This is a genomic window from Bradyrhizobium sp. HKCCYLRH3097 (assembly GCF_051167875.1).
Lineage (GTDB): Bacteria > Pseudomonadota > Alphaproteobacteria > Rhizobiales > Xanthobacteraceae > Bradyrhizobium.
Genome location: NZ_JBNPTX010000001.1, coordinates 239,973 through 259,639, shown reverse-complemented (window position 1 = coordinate 259,639; position 19,667 = coordinate 239,973). Strand labels below are relative to the sequence as shown.

Annotated in this window: 19 protein-coding genes; 5 read left to right on the top strand and 14 right to left on the bottom strand. The window is 67.3% G+C overall.

Features of this window, described 5'->3' with window-relative positions; all coding sequences use genetic code 11:
- The first annotated feature begins 49 nt into the window (after positions 1–49).
- Entirely contained in the window at positions 50–802 is a 753-nt protein-coding gene (locus ACQR0U_RS01210) for a sulfate transporter family protein (RefSeq protein ID WP_315825677.1), read from the top strand.
- Here the strand turns inward: ACQR0U_RS01210 and ACQR0U_RS01205 are convergent.
- From ACQR0U_RS01205 to nth, 4 genes are all read right to left on the bottom strand, one after another.
- Complete coding sequence (locus ACQR0U_RS01205) at positions 740–2,359, bottom strand: DHA2 family efflux MFS transporter permease subunit (RefSeq protein ID WP_434842475.1); 1,620 nt, start codon at positions 2,357–2,359, stop codon at positions 740–742. The genes ACQR0U_RS01210 and ACQR0U_RS01205 overlap by 63 nt on opposite strands.
- A complete protein-coding gene (locus ACQR0U_RS01200; protein WP_315716838.1) occupies positions 2,356–2,862 on the bottom strand; it encodes an isoprenylcysteine carboxyl methyltransferase family protein in 507 nt (168 codons plus the stop codon). Before ACQR0U_RS01200 ends, ACQR0U_RS01205 begins: the two co-directional genes overlap by 4 nt.
- Positions 2,859–3,911 (bottom strand): type III polyketide synthase, encoded by a 1,053-nt coding sequence (locus ACQR0U_RS01195; RefSeq protein WP_315716837.1) that lies wholly within the window; start codon positions 3,909–3,911, stop codon positions 2,859–2,861. Before ACQR0U_RS01195 ends, ACQR0U_RS01200 begins: the two co-directional genes overlap by 4 nt.
- A 209-nt stretch (positions 3,912–4,120) precedes the next feature.
- Positions 4,121–4,945 (bottom strand): endonuclease III, encoded by an 825-nt coding sequence (nth, locus tag ACQR0U_RS01190; RefSeq protein ID WP_315825679.1) that lies wholly within the window; start codon positions 4,943–4,945, stop codon positions 4,121–4,123.
- Between the two features lie 22 nt (positions 4,946–4,967).
- Here nth and ACQR0U_RS01185 point away from each other — a divergent pair, with 22 nt between their 5' ends.
- The gene (locus ACQR0U_RS01185) at positions 4,968–5,501 is read left to right on the top strand and encodes a DUF2244 domain-containing protein (protein WP_434842474.1); all 534 of its coding nucleotides are present in this window, start codon (positions 4,968–4,970) and stop codon (positions 5,499–5,501) included.
- A 320-nt stretch (positions 5,502–5,821) separates the two neighbouring features.
- Positions 5,822–6,721 (top strand): methylated-DNA--[protein]-cysteine S-methyltransferase, encoded by a 900-nt coding sequence (locus ACQR0U_RS01180; RefSeq protein WP_434842702.1) that lies wholly within the window; start codon positions 5,822–5,824, stop codon positions 6,719–6,721.
- A 603-nt stretch (positions 6,722–7,324) separates the two neighbouring features.
- On the opposite strand, the gene ACQR0U_RS01175 is transcribed toward ACQR0U_RS01180, so the two are convergent.
- The 8 genes from ACQR0U_RS01175 to dnaK all read right to left on the bottom strand — a co-directional run bounded on the left by ACQR0U_RS01175 (position 7,325) and on the right by dnaK (position 14,594).
- The gene (locus ACQR0U_RS01175) at positions 7,325–7,948 is read right to left on the bottom strand and encodes a 2,3-bisphosphoglycerate-dependent phosphoglycerate mutase (protein WP_315716834.1); all 624 of its coding nucleotides are present in this window, start codon (positions 7,946–7,948) and stop codon (positions 7,325–7,327) included.
- A 24-nt stretch (positions 7,949–7,972) separates the two neighbouring features.
- Positions 7,973–8,791, bottom strand: a complete 819-nt coding sequence (gene dapB / locus ACQR0U_RS01170; protein ID WP_315716833.1) for a 4-hydroxy-tetrahydrodipicolinate reductase — start codon at positions 8,789–8,791, stop codon at positions 7,973–7,975.
- Between the two features lie 94 nt (positions 8,792–8,885).
- Positions 8,886–9,188, bottom strand: a complete 303-nt coding sequence (locus ACQR0U_RS01165; RefSeq protein WP_315716832.1) for a DUF1330 domain-containing protein — start codon at positions 9,186–9,188, stop codon at positions 8,886–8,888.
- Positions 9,189–9,221: 33 nt separating this feature from the next.
- On the bottom strand, positions 9,222–9,953 hold the full coding sequence (gene pyrF / locus ACQR0U_RS01160) for an orotidine-5'-phosphate decarboxylase (protein WP_315825681.1): 732 nt from the start codon (positions 9,951–9,953) through the stop codon (positions 9,222–9,224).
- A 6-nt stretch (positions 9,954–9,959) separates the two neighbouring features.
- Entirely contained in the window at positions 9,960–10,538 is a 579-nt protein-coding gene (locus tag ACQR0U_RS01155) for an NADPH-dependent FMN reductase (RefSeq protein WP_316186447.1), read from the bottom strand.
- Positions 10,539–10,583: 45 nt separating this feature from the next.
- The gene (locus tag ACQR0U_RS01150) at positions 10,584–11,186 is read right to left on the bottom strand and encodes a class I SAM-dependent methyltransferase (RefSeq protein ID WP_315716829.1); all 603 of its coding nucleotides are present in this window, start codon (positions 11,184–11,186) and stop codon (positions 10,584–10,586) included.
- Positions 11,187–11,422: 236 nt separating this feature from the next.
- Positions 11,423–12,553, bottom strand: coding sequence for a molecular chaperone DnaJ (gene dnaJ / locus ACQR0U_RS01145; protein WP_315716828.1), 1,131 nt, complete (start codon positions 12,551–12,553; stop codon positions 11,423–11,425).
- Between the two features lie 145 nt (positions 12,554–12,698).
- A complete protein-coding gene (gene dnaK / locus ACQR0U_RS01140) occupies positions 12,699–14,594 on the bottom strand; it encodes a molecular chaperone DnaK (RefSeq protein WP_315716827.1) in 1,896 nt (631 codons plus the stop codon).
- Between the two features lie 410 nt (positions 14,595–15,004).
- On the opposite strand from dnaK, the gene ACQR0U_RS01135 reads away from it, so the two are divergent.
- Entirely contained in the window at positions 15,005–16,513 is a 1,509-nt protein-coding gene (locus ACQR0U_RS01135) for a hypothetical protein (RefSeq protein ID WP_434842473.1), read from the top strand.
- Positions 16,514–16,721: 208 nt separating this feature from the next.
- A complete protein-coding gene (locus tag ACQR0U_RS01130) occupies positions 16,722–17,657 on the top strand; it encodes a hypothetical protein (RefSeq protein ID WP_315716825.1) in 936 nt (311 codons plus the stop codon).
- A 156-nt stretch (positions 17,658–17,813) separates the two neighbouring features.
- Here the strand turns inward: ACQR0U_RS01130 and grpE are convergent, their stop codons facing one another.
- Together grpE and hrcA are read right to left on the bottom strand one after the other, a co-directional pair.
- On the bottom strand, positions 17,814–18,434 hold the full coding sequence (grpE, locus tag ACQR0U_RS01125) for a nucleotide exchange factor GrpE (protein ID WP_434842472.1): 621 nt from the start codon (positions 18,432–18,434) through the stop codon (positions 17,814–17,816).
- Between the two features lie 132 nt (positions 18,435–18,566).
- A complete protein-coding gene (gene hrcA, locus ACQR0U_RS01120; protein ID WP_316173482.1) occupies positions 18,567–19,655 on the bottom strand; it encodes a heat-inducible transcriptional repressor HrcA in 1,089 nt (362 codons plus the stop codon).
- Positions 19,656–19,667: the final 12 nt, after the last annotated feature.

Here is a 19,667-nt window from a genome sequence, read left to right as displayed (position 1 = left end):
CGCCGGCATGTCTACCTCTGCCGCGGGCTTTGCAGCGAGGGACCCCGCCATGATCGACGCCGCCATCAAGGCGATTTCGCAGATTCTGTCGCCGCCGATGCGCTCGATCCTGTGGCGCTCGATCGGGCTGGCGCTGGTGCTGGTCACGGTGCTCGCGATCGGGCTGCAGCGGCTCCTGACCTGGCTCGCGACTGCCGGCGAGGGCTGGGCGGAGGCCATGCTCGGGCCGAACTCGCACGGCACGCTGGAGGTGCTGACCTGGATCATCTCGATCGCCGCCGGCTTCGGCGTCGTGTTCGGCGGCATCATGCTGATGCCGGCAATCACCTCGGTGATCGCGAGCCTGTTCGTCGACGACGTCGCCGACCTCGTCGAGCGCGAGCATTATCCGGCCGAGCGCCCCGGCGCCGCCCTGCCATTCGGCGTCGCCATCATCGAGGGCCTCAAGGCCGCCGGCCTCACCATCCTGGTCTATCTGGTCGCCCTGCCCTTCGTGTTCCTCGCCGGCGCCGGCTTCGTGATCTTCTTCCTCGCCACCGCGTGGCTGCTCGGCCGCGAATATTTCGAGCTCGCCGCGATGCGCTTCCGGCCGCCGGCGGAGGCCAAGGCGATGCGGCGCGACAATGCGATCACGGTGTTCACCGCGGGGCTGATCATCGCGGCCTTCGTCACCATCCCGATCGTGAACCTGGCGACGCCGCTGTTCGGCATGGCCTTCATGGTCCACCTGCACAAGCGCCTATCCGGACCGCGGCCCGAGCTGATCGAGCCGTCGCCGGAGCGCCGGCTGCGCAGCCTCTAGCGCCATCATCCGCGGCGACAGGCTCGCCGCCTTGCTGCGGGCGAAGGGGATCAGCAGGAAGCCGAGCAGCGCGACACCGGCGAGCAGTGACCACGCCTCGTTGACGCACAGCGCCAGCGAGGCCTTCTCCACCAGCGGCCGGACATAGGCGATCGCCTGCTCCTCGGAGACGCCGCGCGGCCGGTTGCGCAGCAGCTCCGGCGCGAGCCCGATCGCCTTGGCCGCCGCGGTATCGCCGGCCAGCAGGCGGTCGCGAAACGCCTGGGCATGCATGGCGACGCGGCCATAGATGATGGTGTCGATCAGCGCGATGCCGATGGCGCCGCCGAGATTACGCATCAGGTTGAACAGCCCGCTGGCGTCGGCGACCTCGGCCTGTGGCAGGTCGCCGAGCGCGATCCGCGTCGGCGGCAGCAGGCAGAACATGATGCCGACGCCGCGCACCACCTGCGGCCAGAACATCTCCTGATAGTCGGCGGTCGGCGGCTGGAACGCGCTCGCGGCCAGACCGGAGCCGAACAGCACGAAACCGAACGCCGTCAGGAGACGCGCGTCGACCTTGCCGTCCAGCGCCGTCACCAGCGGAGCGGCGATCAGTTGCGCCACGCCGGTGACCAGCATGATCTTGCCGATCTCGAACGCATCGTGGCCGCGCACGAAGGCGAGGAACACCGGCATCAGATACACCGAGCCGAACAGCCCGATGCCCAGACAGAAGCTCGACAGGCAGCCGAGCGTGAACGACCGCCGCTGAAAGCTGCCGAGCCGCAGGATCGGCTGCGGTGAGGTCAGCAGGCGCTGGACGAGCAAGGTGAGGCACGACGCGCTCAGCACCAGGAACGCGATGCAGTTCGACGACAGCCAGCCGCCCTTCGGCGCCTCCTTCAGCCCGAGCTCGAGGCTGGCCAGGGACACTGCGAGCAGCAGCAGCGCAAACAGGTCGAGCTTGTCGAGCTCCGCGAGGTCCATGCGCTGCTTCGGCAGCAGGCCGGGCGTCGCCAGCGCGGCGACGAGGCCGGGCGCGATGTTGATCAGGAACAGCCAGGGCCACGACCAGGTGTTGGTGATGAAGCCGCCGACGACCGGGCCGATGGTCGGCGCGAGCACCGCGACCACGCCGCCGATCGTCGTCGCGACCGCGTGCAGGCGCGGTGGAAACAGCAGGAACACGGCGGAGAACACCACGGGAATCAAGAGACCACCGAAGAAGCCCTGCAGCACGCGGAACGCCAGCAGCGTGTGAAAATCGCCGCTGAACGCGCAACCGAGCGAGGCGGCGGTGAAGATGCCGACGGCGCCGACGAACAGCCAGCGCAACGTGAACACCCGCGTGAGCAACCCGGTCAGCGGAATGGCGATGATCTCGGCGATCAGATACGCCGTCTGGATCCAGCTCATCGCCTCCGGCGTGATGCCGAGCGCCTCCTGGATGGTCGGCAGCGACGTCGCCACCACCTGGATGTCCAGGATCGCCATGAACATGCCGACGCACATCAGGATGAAGCCGAGCCAGGTGGCGAGGCTCGGACGATCCTGCGGCGCGGCCGATGCGCTCATGCGGTCTGGCCGCCGCCGATGCCGGTGAGTGCTTCCGATTCGGCGCGGATGCGGATGAACAGCACCGCCGCATTCAGGCCGGAGAAGATCAGGGCGATCAGCGGCAGATGCAGCGCCAGCGGCAGCAGCGCGATCTCGGCTGCGACCACCAGATAGTTCGGATGCGAGATGTAACGATAGGGACCATCGGTGACGAGGGGCGCCCCCGGCAGGATGATGATGCGCGTCGTCCAGCGCGGACCGAGCGTCGCCAGCACCCACCAGCGCAGCCCCTGCAGCAGCACGAAGCCGCTCAAGAGCCACGGGTCGACCTCCTGGTCGGCGCCGAGCAGCCACAGCGATACCAGCCAGGCCGCATGCATCGAGATCATCAGCGGATAATGATCCGCCCCGACCTCGACCGCGCCCATGGCGCGCAGGCGCTTGGTGTTGTGGCGGGCGAGCACGAGCTCGCCGAGCCGCTGCATGGTGACGAGGGCGAGGACGAAGGCGGCGAAGGTCATGCGGCGTGCCTCAATGAAACGCAGCTTGCGGTGAACCCAGGTCCGAGCGCAGTGAGCACCGAGCGCGGCGGCAAGCCCCGGGCGCGGGCGCGCTCCAGCACGAACAGCACCGTCGGCGCGGACATGTTGCCGTAGTCGGCGATGATCTCGCGCTCATGATCCAGCGTGCCCTGATCCAGCGACAGCGCGCGCTCCAGCGCCGTGATCACCTTGGCGCCGCCGGGATGGCAGACGAAGCGGTCGACGTCGGCAGGCGCGAGCTTCATCCGGTCCAGGATCTCGTTGACCGCGGGGCCCATGTTCTCGGTGACGAAGTCCGGAATGGTGCGCTGGAAGATCACGCCAAAACCTTCGGGATCGACGCTCCAGCCCATGATGTCGAGCGTATCGGGCCACAGCTTCTCGCCGGTCGCCTCGACGCGGATAGCGCCGCCATCGCCGGCGCGCAGGATCGCGGCCGCCGCGCCATCGCCGAACAGGCTCAGCGCGACGATGTTGGCCTTCGTCAACTCATCATGGCGGACAGCCAGTGTGCACAGTTCGAAGGTCACCAGCAGCACGTTGGTGCCGGGCCGGGCCTGCGCCAGGCGCGCGGCGATCGACAGGCCCGAGACGCCGCCGGCGCAGCCAAGCCCGAACACCGGCACGCGCGACACGTCCGCGCGAAAACCCAGGCGGCCGGCGACGCGCGCTTCCAAGGTCGGCGTCGCGATACCCGTCGAGCTCACGGTGACGATGGTGTCGATGTCGGCGGCGTTGAGATCGGCCTGCGCAAGCGCCTTGTTCGCCGCGTCGACGAACAGCGCCTCGGCGCCTTCGAGATAGGCTTCGGTGCGCTCCGGCCAGCCGCGCCGCTCCATGTACCATTCGATCGGCTTGACGCCGTAGCGCTGGCGGATGCCGGTGTTGGCGAACAGGCTCGCCATCGTGTCGAACTGCGGAAAGCGCGGCGCCAGCACCACGCGGGCGGCCTCCATCACTTCGTTCTGGCGAAACTGATGCGGTGGCACCGAGGTCGCGAGCGACACGAGTGCGGCAGTGTTGTCCATGCGGCTGATCCTTCAACGTCCCGGCGCAGAAAGGTCCGAGAACGCGGGAATCGTCACGCGCCACTCACATCGCCCCGGATTACGGGTGTCATCTTATGTCCAATGCGGGCGGCGATGTGGCCCGGCCATGGTGAGACGGCGTCGCGCCGTGACACAATAGTGACTGTCAAACGCGTTCTCAGGCGAAACCGTTCGTCACACACAACGTATCAGGCGGTCTTCTCCGGCCAGCGGCAGAGGTCCTTGATCAGGCACAGCTCGCAGCGCGGCTTGCGCGCCAGGCACGTGTAGCGGCCGTGCAGGATCAGCCAGTGATGGGCATGCAGCATGAACTCGGCCGGGATCGCCTTCTCCAGCCCGAGCTCGACCTCGAGCGGCGTCTTGCCGGGTGCCAGCCCGGTGCGGTTGCCGACGCGGAACACATGGGTGTCGACCGCCATCGTGTGCTCGCCGAACGCCATGTTGAGCACGACGTTCGCGGTCTTGCGGCCGGCACCGGGCAGCGACTCGAGCTCGGCGCGCGTACGCGGCACCTCGCCGCCGAACTCGCTGATCAGCTTCTGCGACAGCGCGATCACGTTCCTGGCCTTGGTGCGGTAGAGGCCGACGGTCTTGATGTAGTCGCGGAGTTTGTCCTCGCCGAGCGCGATCATCTTCTGCGGCGTGTCGGCGACGGCGAACAGCGGCCGCGTCGCCTTGTTGACGCCGGCGTCGGTCGCCTGCGCCGACAGCACCACGGCCACCAGCAAGGTGTAGGGGTTGAGGTGCTCGAGCTCGCCCTTCGGCTCGGGATTGGCCTGAGCGAAGCGGCTGAAGGCCTCGCGGATCTCGGCCGGCGTCCAGGGCCTGGCCGCCTTCGACGCTGTCTTGACCGGCCGGGCAGGGCTCTTCGGCTTGGCCGTCGGAGCCTTCTTGGCGGCCCGTTTCGAGGCGGCCTTGGGGGCTGACTTGGGCCCGGCCTTGGGAGCGGCCTTCTTCAAGGGGCTGCGAACCGGCGCCGGCTTGGCGCGTTGGGGGCGGGTGATTTTGGCCATGATCCGGGTATACTGAGGCCCCATGACGCCAGGCAACGCTTTTGCGTATCAGGAGACCGGCACCGACGCCGCTGATCCCGAGCTGTTTTCGGCCCGGCTGACGCCGCATCGCTCGCTCAGCCGCACCGGCTTTCTGGTGCTGATGGCGGTGGTCTGCGCCATCAGCTTCATCGGCGGCATCGCCTCGCTCTTGATGGGCGCCTGGCCGGTGCTCGGCTTCTTCGGCCTGGATGCGCTCGCGATCTACTGGGCCTTCAAGGTCAACTTCCGCCGCGCCAACGCCTATGAGGACATCTCGATCACCCTGACCGAGCTGCGCCTGCGCCGCGTCAGCCACAAGGGCCACGTCATGGAATGGCGCTTCAACCCGCTCTGGGTGCGGCTCGACCAGGAGACCCACGAGGAGTTCGGTATCGAGCGCCTCTACCTGGTGGCGCGCGGCCAGCGCGTCGCCATCGCGAGCTTTTTGGGCCCGGAGGAGAAAGCCAGTTTTGCGAAGGCCCTCACGGCCGGGCTGCAGGCCGCGAAGCGCGGGCCGGTGTACAACCCGCTGTAGCGCGTCCAAGGGCACTGACTGCGGGCAGCTCTACCCAGGCGAAAGCGCCGCTAACACCCTCCGGCGTCGTTCCGGGGCGCGCGCAGCGCGAGCCCGGAACCCATACCCACAGGACCTTGTGTGGGGCACGCGGGTAGTGGGCATCTCGCCTCACACGTCTTCTCGTGGTTATGGATTCCGGGCTCATCGCTGCGCGATGCCCCGGAATGACGGAGCAAGCCGGGAAACTCCTGTTTCAAGCCGAAGCCGATCGCAACGCCCCTAGCCTCCCGATCGGAAATCGGGTGGAGTCCGCGCCCCGGCCGCCCTACATCCGGATCATGATGACCCTCGCCATTCACGATTCCGCCCTGGCCAAGCCGGGCCCGCAACAATCGGCCGCGCTGCGCGACTACGATGCGGTGCGCCGCGCAATCGCTTTCATCTCGGAACACTGGCGGCGGCAGCCGACCATCGAGGACATGGCCGACGCCGCCAGCCTGACGCCGGACGAGCTGCACCATCTGTTCCGGCGCTGGGCCGGCCTGACGCCGAAGGCGTTCATGCAGGCGCTGACGCTCGATCACGCCAAGGGCCTGCTGAAAGGCTCGGCCAGCGTGCTCGACGCCGCGCTCGACTCGGGGCTGTCAGGCCCCGGCCGGCTGCATGACCTGTTCGTCACCCATGAAGCGATGTCGCCCGGCGAATGGAAGACCGGCGGCGCCGGCACCACGCTTCGTTACGGCTTCCACCCCTGCCCGTTCGGCATCGCGCTGGTGATGGCCACCCCGCGTGGCCTCGCTGGCCTCGCCTTCGCCGACCCCGGCGAGGAGGCTGGCGCGCTCGCCGACATGAAGAGCCGCTGGCCCCGCGCCACCTATATCGAAGACGTCCCCGGCACCGCCGGCCTCGCCCAGCGCATCTTCGACAAGACCCTGTGGCGCCCCGACCAGCCGCTCCGCGTCGTCCTGATCGGCACCGACTTCGAGGTCCGCGTCTGGGAGACCCTGCTCAAGATCCCGATGGGCCGCGCCGTCTGCTACTCGGACATCGCGACCCGGCTGGAGTCGCCGAAAGCCTCGCGCGCCGTGGGTGCCGCGGTCGGCAAGAACCCGATCTCGTTCGTCGTGCCCTGCCATCGCGCGCTCGGCAAGACCGGCGCGCTGACGGGCTATCATTGGGGGCTGACCCGGAAGCAGGCGATGCTTGGGTGGGAGGCCGGGCAGGTGGGGATGGGGTAGAGCGGCGAGGCCGCCGCTACTCTCGCTGTCATCGTCCGCGAAAGCGGACGATCCAGTAAGCACTGACATCTCGAGTCTCACGACCGTCACGGCGTACTGGATGCCCCGCCTTCGCGGGGCATGACGACTGAGAAACTACGCAGCTTTTCGTACGACACGAATTCCAGTCAGGCGCCACTCTCTCCGCTGTCATTCCGGGGCGTGCGCAACACGAGCCCGGAATCCATCGCATGGCAGATCGTGGCGGTTGCGCTGCGCGAACGTCGCCAACTTTCGATGATGCCGACGGCAGGCGCCGCGATCTCAGTCTCACCCTCCCCTGGAGGGGGAGGGTCGATCGCGCGCGAAGCGGGCGGGCGGGGTGGGGTGAGCCGCGGAAACCGGTGCGAGTGGAGAGATCACCCCACCCCGGCTCACATGCGCTCCGCGCATCTGAGCCGACCCTCCCCCTCCAGGGGAGGGTGACAGCGGGGCTCACCTCGGCTGCTCTCAATTCTCTGCCCTTGAGAACGGGCAGAGGGAGCGCAGCGTCGATACGGCGGGGGCTGGGCTTCAACTCATGGGGATGCGATCACCCATGAGCAGTGGAATCTTGCGACGGTCCTAGCCCGCCAGGTCCAGCTTCGACTCCACCGTCGAGTCGGCGTTCAGGCGATAGATGATCGGCACGCCAGTCGCCAGCTCGCGCTTCAGGATGCCTTCCGGCGTCAGCTTCTCCAGCACCATGATCAGGGCGCGGAGCGAGTTGCCGTGGGCGGCGACCAATGTGCGCTGGCCGCGGAGAACGCCGGGGAGGATCTCCTGGACGTAGTAGGGCAGCGCGCGGGCGAGCGTGTCCTTGAGGCTCTCGCCGCCGGGCGGCGGGACGTCGTAGGAGCGGCGCCAGATGTGGACCTGCTCCTCGCCCCATCTGGCGCGGGCGTCGTCCTTGTTGAGGCCGGAGAGGTCGCCATAGTCGCGCTCGTTGAGCGCGAGGTTCTTGGCTGTCGGCAGGCCGGTCTGGCCGAGCTCGGTCAGGATCAGGTCGAGCGTGTGCTGGGCGCGCGTCAGCACCGAGGTGAAGGCGACGTCGAAGACCAGTCCCTGCGCCTTCAGCTTGCGCCCGGCCTCCTTGGCCTCGGCGACGCCCTGCTCGGTCAGGTCCGGATCCTTCCAGCCGGTGAACAGGTTCTTCAGATTCCACTCGCTCTGGCCGTGGCGCACCAGCACCAGGAGACGTTCGCTCATCAGTTCGCTTCCATCGACGTTGAACTAGAACAGGTCCTTGAGGCCGAGCACGTCGTCCATCGTGTAGTAGCCCGGCGGCTTGCCATGGGCCCACAGCGCCGCCTTCAGCGCGCCATGGGCGAAGATCATGCGGTCCTCGGCCTGGTGCGACAGCACCAGCCGCTCCGAGGGACCGGCGAAGATGACGCTGTGATCGCCCGCCGCCGTGCCGCCGCGCAGCGAGGCGAAGCCGATGTCGCCGCTGCGGCGCTCGCCGGTGATGCCGTCGCGGCCGCGCGCGGAATGCTCGTCGAGCGCGATGCCGCGGCCCTCGGCGGCGGCCCGGCCGAGCATCAGCGCCGTGCCCGAGGGCGCGTCGACCTTGTGCTTGTGGTGCATCTCGAGGATCTCGATGTCGAAGCCGGCATCGAGCGACTTCGCCACCTGCTTGACCAGCGCCGCCAGCAGGTTGACGCCGAGGCTCATGTTGCCGGACTGCACGACGATGGCGCGCTTGGTGACGCTCCTGATGACGGCGTCGTCCGACGCGGACAGGCCGGTGGTGCCGACGACGTGGACGATGCCGCGCTGGGCGGCGATGGCGACATTGGCGATGGTCGCGGCCGGGACGGTGAAATCGAGGATGCCGTCGGCCTCGGCCGACATGCTCCAGAGGTCGCCCGACAGCTTGATGCCGTTGGCGGGCAGGCCGGCGAGGGCGCCGGAGTCCTTGCCGATCAGCTCCGAGCCGGGGGCTTCGAGCGCGCCCGCCAGCACGGCGCCGTCGGTCTCGGCGATCGCGCGCACCAGGGCGCGGCCCATGCGGCCGCCGGCTCCGGCAACGATCAAGCGCATCTTGGACATGTCAACTCCTCTGCCCCTTCAAGGGCTATAGCCGGGGCTGATAGCGGCGGCAACCGAGCGAGGCCACGTCGACGGTGGCCGGGGCGGGCGGCGATCAGGGCTGCGGGCCGTCATAGCCCTCGATGATCACCAGATCGCCTTGCGAATGCGGCGCGCGCATCGCCACCAGCCGCTGGTATTCAGGGGAATTGTAGCACGCCAGCGCGGTCGCGTAGTCCTTGAACTCGATCACGACGTTGCGCGAGCGCGAGGTGCCTTCCTTGGTCTCGTACTGGCCGCCGCGGACCAGGAATTTGGCGCCGTACTGGTGGAACACGGCGCCGTTCTGCGCGACGTAGTCCTTGTAGCCGTCCATGTTGTGCACGTCGATCCGCGCGATCCAATAGGCCTTGGGCATCCCTGTCGTCTCCTTGCTCTCTGGCGCGCTTGCTCAAGCTCGGTTGGTCTTGCCGACCAGCGCGACGGCGCTGGCGATGTCGGCGACGATGCTCTCGGCGGCCGCTGCCGGATCGGCGGCGCCGGTGACGGGACGGCCGACGACGAGGCGGTCGGCGCCGCCGGCGATCGCCAGCGCCGGGGTCATGATGCGCTTCTGGTCGCCAACGTCCGATCCCGCCGGGCGGATCCCGGGGGTCACGAGCTGCATATCAGGGCCGACCAGCGGGCGGATGAGCTGGGTCTCCTCCGGCGACAGGATCAGGCCGTGGATGCCGATCTCCTTGGCCTGCCTGGCGCGGTGCGCCACGAGTTCCTTGACACCCATGGCGTAGCCGGCGGCGGCGAGGTCAGCATCGTCGTAGGAGGTCATGACGGTGACGGCGAGCAGCTCGAGGCTGGAGCCGGCAGCGCCGGCGAGCGCCGCCTTCATGCTCTGGGAGAAGCCGTGCACGGTGAGGAAGCGCGCGCCGAGCCTGGCGATCTGCCGGGTGGCGCGCTCGACGGTGTTCGGGATGTCGTGCAGCTTGAGGTCCATGAACACGTGCTTGCCCTCGGCCGCGAGCCGTTCGGCGAGACCGAGGCCGCCGGCATAGGTCAGCTCCATGCCGATCTTGTAGAACGTCACGGCGTCGCCGAGCCGTGCGATCATGGCTTCGGCCTCCGCCACGCTCGGCAAATCGAGCGCCACGATCAGGCGGTCGCGGGGAGCAATCTCAGTCGGCATGTCACCTCACATCGTATGTTGCGCTGTTGCGACCAGCTCCCGCACCAGCGCGTCGAGCGCCGTGATGTCGGCGGGCAGTTTGAGCCGGTCCATGTCGTTGTAGGCCTTGTCTGCGAAGGCCAACGCAAGCTGGCTCGGGATCACCGTCGCGTTGCAGGCCGTCAGCATCAGCCGCAACGCGGCAAGGGCGCGGATGCCGCCAAAGCGGTTCTCGGAGGCGGCGGCGATCGCAAACGGCCTGTTGCGGAACACCGCGCCGCGGCTGCCCGGCGGCTCGTCGACGCGCGAGATCCAGGTGATGGCGTTGGTCAGCAGCGGCGGCACCGAGGCGTTGTATTCCGGCGTCACCAGCAGCACGGCATGATGGACGCCGATCATGCGCGTCAGATTCACGGCGTGAAGCGGAATGCCCGATTGCGCCTCTAGGTCGGCGTCGTAGATCGGCAGCGGGAAGTCGGCGAGCGAGATGCGGGTGATGTCGGCGCCGGCCTGCACGAACTGATAGGCGGCGGCCGCGGCGAGCTTCGCGTTGTGCGAGCCGGCTCGCGTCGAACCGGGGATGATGAGCATCTTCAGCGCGGACATCGTGAGGTCGGTCAACGACCCGCCACGAAGGATCGCGGCCGCCGGTCAGGGCTTGCGATACACCCAGACGCGCGCTGGCGGAAGATTCATCCAGATGCGCTCGGAGGCCTGCGTGGTAACGCCGGGCAGCGACTTCGGAATCGGCGGCACGACGGAATAGGTGAACTGCACGAACGGCGCATTCGGCGACATCGCCGCGAACGCATCGCGGATCAGCTTCATGCGGGTCAGCATCGGCTTGGTCACGAGCGGCAGGCCGGAGACGACGGCCGAGGCCGGGGCACCGAGCACGTTCCAGAGCGTGTCGCGAAGGCGATAGGCGTCGCCCTGGACCACCTTGGCCTGCGGGTAGCGGTCGCGCAGCAGGGCGCAGAAGCCCGGATTGTACTCGACCAGCACCAGCCGCTTCTGATCGACGCCATGTTCGACCAGCGCATTGGTGATCGCGCCGGTGCCCGGTCCGAGCTCGATGACGGGGCCTGTCCCGTGCGGATCGACGTACTGCGCCATGGTGCGGGCCAGCAGTCGGCCCGACGGCATGACGGCGCCCATGTGCAGCGGCTTTTCGATCCATGAGCGGAGGAAGCGCACTTCGTCGTCCAGACGGAGAGGCTTTTTCGACGCACGCACGGACGTTTGCAGGGGCATCTCAGTACCAGACGGGACCGTCTTCACGGCGATGTCAGAAAAGAGTCACAAAGACGTATAGGGCGCAGGCGGGGCGGTCAAGCCGAACCGTAACGTACGATTAAGGCTGGCGGGTCCGCGCTCTTACAGTTGCATTCGATAATTTTTTGCATGTGCGGAGCAGCAAATTCGCTCGACATCGACATTCCGATGCCGTTCAGCGAAAGCATGCGGCCCCGCGGTTCTGCACTCACGGCTCAGCTCGCCGCCTTGCCGAAGAAGTCCTTGACCTTGGTGAAGAAGCCGGCGGCCTCGGGCTGGGTTGCTCCCGAGGACAGCTTCTCGAACTCGGCCAGCAATTCCTGCTGCTTCTTGGTCAGGTTCTGCGGCGTCTCGACAACGATCTGGACATACATGTCGCCGGTCTGGCGCGAGCGCAGCACCGGCATGCCCTTGGCCGCGATCCGGAACCGGCGCCCGGACTGCGCACCGGCGGGAATCTTCACCTTGGTCTTGCCCTTGTCGATCGTGGGCACCTCGAACTCGCCGCCGAGCGCCGCGGTCACCATCGAGATCGGCACCCGGCAGTGCAGGTCGGCGCCGTCGCGCTGGAAGAACTCGTGAGCCGTCAACGACAGGAAGATGTAGAGATCGCCCGGCGGCCCGCCGCGCAGGCCCGCCTCACCCTCGCCGGCGAGACGGATGCGGGTGCCGTCCTCGACGCCCTGGGGAATGTTGACGGACAGCGTGCGGTCACGGGTGACACGGCCCGAGCCGGAGCATGACGGACAGGGGTCCTCGATCATCTGGCCGCGGCCGTGACAGCCGGGGCAGGTCCGCTCCAGGGTGAAGAAGCCCTGCGCCTGCCGCACGCGGCCGGCGCCGCCGCACATCGCGCAGGTCTTCGGCTTGGTGCCGGCCTTGGCGCCGGTGCCGGAGCAGGATTCGCAGGTCACCGAGACCGGAATTTCGATCTGTGCGGTCTTGCCCTGGAACGCCTCTTCCAAGGTGATTTCCATGTTGTAGCGCAGATCGGCGCCGCGCTCGCGTCCGGTGCCGCCGCGGCGCTGCCCGGCCATGCCGAACAGGTCTTCGAAGATGTCGGAGAACGAGGAGGCGAAACCGGCGCCGAAGCCGTGCGCCCCGCCCATGCCGCCCTGCTCGAAGGCGGCGTGGCCATAGCGGTCGTAGGCGGCGCGCTTGTCGGCGTCGCGCAGCACCTCATAGGCCTCGTTGATTTCCTTGAATTTCACTTCGCTGGAGGCATCGCCCGGATTCTTGTCCGGATGCCACTTCATGGCCAGCTTGCGGAAGGCGGCCTTGAGTTTGCTCTCGTCGGCGTCGCGCTCGACTTCCAGGGTCTCGTAGTAGCAGCGCTTGGTGGACATCAATCAAACCCGCCCGAACTTCGCCCAACAGGAACGGCTGGCGCGATCGCCGCGCGCGTTCCGGGTCAATGAAAATGACCCCCATCCAACGAGCCGCTGAAAGCGCTCTTTGGAATGGGGGTCATGGTCACTACCTCTGCCTCAGTTAAGCAGATTTCTTCTTGTCGTCGTCGACCTCGGTGAACTCCGCGTCGACCACGTCATCCTTGGCGGCGTCGCGGGCCGCATCGCTCTCGGCCTGCTGCTTGTACATGGCCTCGCCGAGCTTCATCGACGCCTGGGCCAGCGTATTGGTCTTGGCCTTGATCGCCTCGGCATCGTCGCCCTTCAGCGCTTCCTTGAGATCGCTGACGGCATCCTCGATGGCACGGCGCTCGGTGTCGGCGACCTTCGAGCCATGCTCGGCCAGAGCCTTCTCGGTCGAGTGCACCAGCGCGTCGGCATGGTTCTTGGCGTCGACCGCCTCGCGGCGCTTCTTGTCCGCCACGGCGTTGGCCTCGGCGTCCTTGACCATCTTGTCGATGTCGGCCTCCGACAGACCACCCGAGGCCTGGATGCGGATCTGCTGCTCCTTGCCGGTGGCCTTGTCCTTGGCCGACACGTTGACGATGCCGTTGGCGTCGATGTCGAACGTCACCTCGATCTGCGGCATGCCGCGCGGGGACGGCGGAATGCCCATCAGGTCGAACTGGCCGAGCATCTTGTTGTCGGCCGCCATCTCGCGCTCGCCCTGGAAGACCCGGATGGTGACCGCGTTCTGGTTGTCCTCGGCGGTCGAGAACACCTGGCTCTTCTTGGTGGGGATCGTGGTGTTGCGGTCGATGATGCGGGTGAACACGCCGCCCAAGGTCTCGATGCCCAGGGACAGCGGGGTCACGTCGAGCAGCAGCACGTCCTTGACGTCGCCCTGCAGCACGCCGGCCTGAATGGCCGCGCCGATCGCCACCACCTCGTCGGGGTTGACGCCCTTGTGCGGCTCCTTGCCGAAGAACTGCTTCACCATCTCCTGGATCTTCGGCATGCGGGTCATGCCGCCGACCAGCACCACTTCGCCGATCTCGCCGGCGGTGAGGCCGGCATCCTTCAGCGCCTTGCGGCACGGCTCGATGGTCTTCTCGACGAGGTCGGCCACCAGCGCCTCGAACTTGGCGCGGGTCAGCTTCATCGTCAGATGCTTCGGACCGGACTGGTCCGCGGTGATGAAGGGCAGGTTGATCTCGGTCTGGGTGGTCGACGACAGCTCGATCTTGGCCTTCTCGGCAGCTTCCTTGAGGCGCTGCAAAGCGAGCTTGTCGTTGCGCAGGTTGATGCCCTGCTCCTTCTGGAATTCGTCGGCGAGGTAGCTGACCAAACGCATGTCGAAGTCTTCACCGCCGAGGAAGGTGTCGCCGTTGGTCGACTTCACCTCGAACACGCCGTCGCCGATCTCCAGGATCGAGACGTCGAAGGTGCCGCCGCCGAGGTCGTACACGGCGATGGTGCCGGCCTTGGTCTTGTCGAGGCCGTAGGCGAGCGCGGCCGCGGTCGGCTCGTTGATGATGCGCAGAACCTCGAGGCCCGCGATCTTGCCGGCGTCCTTGGTGGCCTGACGCTGGGCGTCGTTGAAATAGGCGGGGACGGTGATGACGGCCTGGTCGACCTTCTGGCCGAGATGGGCTTCCGCGGTCTCCTTCATCTTCTGCAGGATGAAGGCGGAGACCTGCGAGGGCGAATAGGTCTTGCCGTCGGCCTCGACCCAGGCGTCGCCGTTGCCGGCCTTGACGATCTTGTAGGGGACGAGCTTCTTGTCCTTCTCGACCATCGGGTCGTCGTAACGGCGGCCGATGAGGCGCTTGACCGCAAAGAAGGTGCGCTCGGGGTTGGTCACGGCCTGGCGCTTGGCCGGCTGACCGACCAGACGTTCGCCATCGTCACTGAAGGCGACGATCGACGGCGTGGTGCGCATGCCCTCGGCGTTCTCGATGACTTTCGACGATTTGCCGTCCATGACGGCCACGCACGAATTCGTGGTGCCGAGATCGATCCCGATGACCTTTCCCATGGTCTCATATCCTTCTTTTTGCGGCAGGTTGGGTGGGGCCCTGACGGCGCCCCCATCCAAAACCCCCTCAGATCAAATGCTCGCGATATTGCGACGATGAGCGTCATATAGGAGGGGGGGAGTGGCCCGCAAGGACCGGACCAGGGGTTCGACCCCACGAAAATCACGGCAGCCGCCGGAGGTCATCATGGAGACAACAGAGCGGCCCATCGGGCCCCGCGGAACGGCGGCTCGGACCGGAGGCGACTGTGCGGGTCCAGCTCTCGGCACATCGAACGGCTGGTGCGAAATGCAGGGTGCGATCGCCGGCAAGTGCGACAGACCCGGTACCGCTGATCTGCCCCAATGACCGAAATGCGTTGTTAACCCACGGGCCCTAGCCTGCCGCACTCCTGGGACGGGAATGAGGCATGGTCATCGACACCGATTGGGGCTTTCCGCAACGCGCGCGCGAAGCCGGCCAGGCCACGTTCCCGGGACTGCTGATCTGCGCCATCGTGGTTGCAGCGGCGTGGCTGCGGTACATCCTTCCCCTCAATGTCGACGTCAGCTGGTGGCTCCTCGTCAGCGAGCGCATGCTCGATGGCCAGCGACTCTACGTCGACATCCTCGAGACGAATCCGCCGATGGCGGGATCGGTCTATCTTCTGGCGCTCGCACTGGCGCGTGCGATCCATCTCAGGCCCGAGCTGGCGACGAATATCCTGATCTTCGCACTGACCGCAGCATCCCTGACGCTGGTGTGGCTGGTGCTGCGGACATCGGCCCTGCGCCATCGGCTCGCGGACGGCCGGCTGGCGGCGTGGACGACCGCCCTGCTCCTGATCGCGCCGATGTATGATTTCGGCCAGCGGGAACATCTGGCCCTGATCACGATATTGCCGGCGATCGCGGTGTATATCCTGCGCGCCGAGGGCGAGCGGGTAGCCCCGACGGCCATCCTCATCGCCGGGCTCAGCGCCGGCCTCACGATGAGCTTCAAGCCCTATTTCGCCTTCAGCGTCGGCTTCTGCATTCTCGCCGCCGCCGCGCAGGCGCGCGACTGGCGCGCGCTGTTCGCGCTGGAGAACTGGATCGCCGCGGCCCTGGTGCTGCTCAACGCGGCGTGCATCTACCTGTTCTTTCCCGAATATTTCACGGTCATCTATCCGCTGGTCCGCGACGTCTATCTGCTTCTGAAGGCGCCCGTACCGACCATCCTCGTCACTCTGCCGATGGGCCTGTGGCTCGCTGCGGCAATCATCGTCCTCCTCCTGCAGCGCCAGCAATACGAGCGCGACGCGGCGTCCTTCACCACGCTGGCCGGATCGCTCGGCTTCCTGGTGTCGTTCGTCGCGCAGCAGAAAGGCTGGGGCTATCACGCCTACCCCATGGTCGCGCTGGCGCTGCTTGCCGCCGGCCTTGCGGTGTCGGCGATCGACAGCGGCCGCGACGCGCGACGCTGGCCGCGTGCCGCCACCGCTCTCGCCGGCGCCGTGCTGTTCGTGCAGACCTGCTTCTGGTTCAATGGCAGCGTCGACGTCCGGCAGATCGAAGCCCAGGTGGCGCGGCTCGGTCCGCACCCGAGCATGCTGGTGCTCAGCGCGGCCGCGGTCATCGGCCACCCCATGGTGCGGACCCTTGATGGCACCTGGATCTCGCGCCAGGAGGCGTTCTGGGTCCGGGAAATCGTTCGCCGCTCGCAACAGGACGGAACCATCGATTCACAGACGGCGCAGAGGCTCGCGCCCTACGTGGAACGCGAACGCGCCGGGATCGTCGCCGACTTCCGGAAACAGCCGCCCGACGTCGTCCTGATCGACAATCAGAACAGCGACTGGGGCGATTGGGCGCGTTCCGACCCCGAACTCAGGGCTCTGCTCGAGCCCTATGTGCTGGTACAGACCGTCGACGGCGTCGAAATCCTGAAACGCAGCTAGCGCTGGACCATCCTGAATCCGCCTTTCGAGGCGAATTATCCGCGAAATGCGCCCCTGCGGGGTCCCGCCAATCGCCGCAGGCGATCAAAACCGCGCGCCCGGCCTGTTGCGGGGGGCGCAAAGCCGCTAAAAGCGTGCCCGCCGAAGACCACGCTGGCGAGGATCCCGACCGCCTCGGCACGAGGCCTCGGTCAACGAGGCAATGTTGATGATGATCGTTCGATTTTTCGCCGCGGCCACCCTGCTGATGTCGCTGCTGCACCCCGCATTGGCCGCCGACGCCATATTTCCGCCCGGCGTCCGCATCGGGCTCGCGCCCCTGGTGGGACTCGCCAAGGCCAAGACGTTCTCCGGCTTCGAAACCGAGGACCAGAGCGTCAAGGTGCTGCTGACCGAACTGCCGGCGGCCGCCTATGGCGAGGTGAAGAATGCGTTTACCGCCAATCCCGCCGGGACCGGCAGCGTCAAGCCGGAGAGCATCGAGACCGCCGCCGGCACCGCCTACTACACGGTGGAGAACGGCCGGGATGGCGCCACGCCGGTGCGGCGCTACTCGATGATCCTGCCCGGCAACGGCTTCTCCGGCTACGTGGCCGTGCAGATCCCGGAGACCGCGAGCCGGATCTATACCGACGATGCCGTGCGCCAGATGTTCGCCTCCGCCGTCGTCCGCAAGGACGTTCCGGTCGACGAGCAGCTCGCGATGATGCCGTTCAAGGTCACCGACCTCTCCGGGTTCAAGACCATCCGCACGCTCGGGCCGGGCGCCCTGATCCTGGCCGATGGCGAAGAGGACAAGGGCTTCGAGGCCGCGCCCTTCGTGGTGATCGGGCTGGTGGCCGGCGTCGCCCCGGAGGCAGGCGACCGCGCGCGCGTCGCGCAGCAGGCGGCCACCACCATTCCGGGCGTCCGCGAAGCGCGTATCACGATGTCCGAGCCGATCCGCATCGACGGCCAGCCGGCCTATGAGACCCGGATCGACGCCACCAGCGGCAAGGACAATACGCCGGTGACGGTGGTGCAGTGGCTGCGCTTCGGCGGGCCGAACACGTTGCGGATCATCGGCAGCGCGCCGCGCGACCAGTGGTCGGCGGCCTTCCCGCGCTTCCGCGCCGTCCGCGACGGCATCCAGCCGAGAGGCTGAGACCAGCCTGGCATCGGACGTCGTGATCACGTCGGCCGCTCGCCGTGAGACGAACTACAAAGTTGCGCCGACAAACAAGAAGCCACGGGCATCGTTGCCCGTGGCTTGTTCGTTCGATCGACAGGACGGCAGCAGGACGCCTGCCTAGGCTCGCCGTCAGGCGGCGCTGTTCGACTGATCGTTGCTCGCCGCCGGCGCCGCCTTCGCGCCACCCTTGGACACGCCGACCAGCGCGGGACGCAGCACGCGCTCGCCGATCATGAAGCCGGCCTGCACGACCTGCACCACGGTACCGGACGGCACCGACGGATCCGGGACCTCGTACATCGCCTGCTGGAAGTTGGGGTCGAACTTCTGTCCCGTCGGATCGAACTTCTTGACGCCGTTCTTCTCCAGCGTGTTGAGCAGCGAGCGCTCGGTGAGCTCGACGCCCTCGATCAGCGACTTCAGGCCCGCATCGGCATTGGCGCGCGTCTCGGCCGGCACGGCATCGAGCGCGCGCTGCAGATTGTCGGCGATATCGAGCACGTCACGGGCGAAGCCGGTGATGCCGTACATGCGCGCATCGGCGACTTCACGGGCCGTCCGCTTGCGCAGGTTCTCCATCTCCGCGAGCGTGCGCAGCATCTTGTCGCGCGCGTCGGCCACCTCCTTGGCAAGCGCCTCGGCCGAGCCGGCCTCAGGATCATCGGGCATGATGTAGGGCTTGGAGACGACGGGTTCGCTGGCCTGCGCCGGGTTTTCCGGATCATTCTTATGCAGGTCGGGATCGGTCATGGACAGACTCGCAAGTTCGGCTGACGGGTTTGGGGGATATGGGGCGGGATATCGTGCTTTGAGCGTCGAAAATCAAGCGCAGCCTGACCATCGCGCCCGGAGGCGCTGTCCGCGGGTGAACCAAGTCACGCGTCAGCCGCCCAGCAGCCGGCTGACCAGACGCGCGGCATAATCGACCGTCGGAATCACCCGGGCATAGTTGAGCCGGGTCGGACCGATGACGCCGAGCACGCCGACGATGCGACCCGTGGCGTCGGAATAGGGCGACACGATCGTCGACGAGCCCGACAGCGAGAACAGCTTGTTCTCCGAGCCGATGAAGATGCGGACACCTTCCGCGCTCTCCGCCCGTCCGAGCAGATCGACGACGCCGCGCTTGGTCTCGAGATCGTCGAACAGCCGCCGGACACGCTCGAGATCTTCGAGCGCATGCAGGTCCTCGAGCAGGTTGGCGTGGCCGCGCACGATGAGCTGCCGCTCGTCGCTGTCCCCTCCGGACCAGCTCGCGACTCCGGCGGCGATCACCTTCTGCGTCAACTGATCGAGCTCGGCACGGTCATGCGCCAGCGCGGTCTCGAGCTCGAGCCGCGCTTCCGCCAGCGTCCGTCCTCTGATGCGGGCATTGAGGAAATTGGACGCCTCGGTCAGCGCCGACGACGGCACGCCCGGCGGCAGGGTCAGGACCCGGTTCTCGACCTGTCCGTCCTCACCGACCAGAACGACGAGCGCGCGCTCGGGCTCGAGCCTGACGAACTCGATGTGCTTCAGCCGGGTGTTGGATTTGGCGGTGAGAACCACGGCAGCGGCACGGGTCAGACCCGACAGCCGGGTCAGCGCTTCATCCAGCGCCGCTTCGACCGACTGCGCCCGGCCGACAGCCGCGAGCTGGCTCTGGATCGACTGCCGCTCGGCCTCCGTCATGTCGCCGACCTGCATCAGGGCGTCGACGAAGAAGCGCAGGCCAGCCTCGGTCGGCAGCCGGCCGGCCGAGGTGTGCGGCGCGTAGATCAGGCCGAGCTGCTCGAGATCGGCCATGACGTTGCGCACCGAGGCCGGCGACAGCGGAACCGCGATCAGCCGCGAAATGTTGCGCGAGCCGACCGGTTCGCCGGTCGCCAGATAGCTTTCGACGATCTGCCGGAAGATCTCGCGCGAGCGCTCGTTCAGGTGCGCCAGACCGGCCGGCGGTGTCATCAGGTTGATCGGATCGTGGTGGGCCACCAGATGCACTCC